Annotated in this window: 1 pseudogene; it reads right to left on the bottom strand. The window is 75.9% G+C overall.

From position 1 onward, the window contains the following. Positions 1 to 544, bottom strand: a pseudogene (locus K7G60_RS38680) (hypothetical protein); the annotation flags it as partial.

The raw sequence follows: 544 nt of genomic DNA, 5'->3' as shown, positions 1-544 counted from the left end.
CGTCACGTCCGAGTTCCGCCGTGCCGGCGAGGGCGGTGTAGGCGTTCCAGCCGCCGCCGACGCGCTTGCGCGGCGCGAAGGGCCGGGTGACGTCGCCGGTGCCCTCGTACCGCCACAGCACGCCGTCCCTGTCCCGCGCGTGCAGGGCGCCGCGCCGGCTCGGAGGTGGCGTCCCGGGGACGAAGTCGAGGCGCACCGTCCCCTCGGCCACCACCGCGCCCGTGCCGTCCTTCAGCTCGACCCGGGTGTCCGGGCGGCCCAGGACCAACGCGGTCCGGTCCGCGTCCAGGGTGACGGCGTACGCGAGGGTCTGCGCGGCCGTCACCGTCGGAAGGTCGAGGGACGGCGGATCCTTCTCCTCCCCGCCGACGCGCACATAGGGCATGTGCCACGCACACGGGCCGTACGAGACGCCGTTGACCGCGCAGGTGGAGCGGATCACGTCCGCGCTCACCGGCGAGCCGCCCGCGCTCGCGACCAGCGTGTAGGGCAGGCGGAGCACGCCGGTCACCGACCCCTTGACGCCCGCCGGCAGCGTGGCGGC

Source organism: Streptomyces sp. NK15101, from assembly GCF_020400725.1.
Taxonomy (GTDB): Bacteria; Actinomycetota; Actinomycetes; order Streptomycetales; family Streptomycetaceae; genus Streptomyces.
This window is presented reverse-complemented; position numbering and strand designations above follow the sequence as displayed.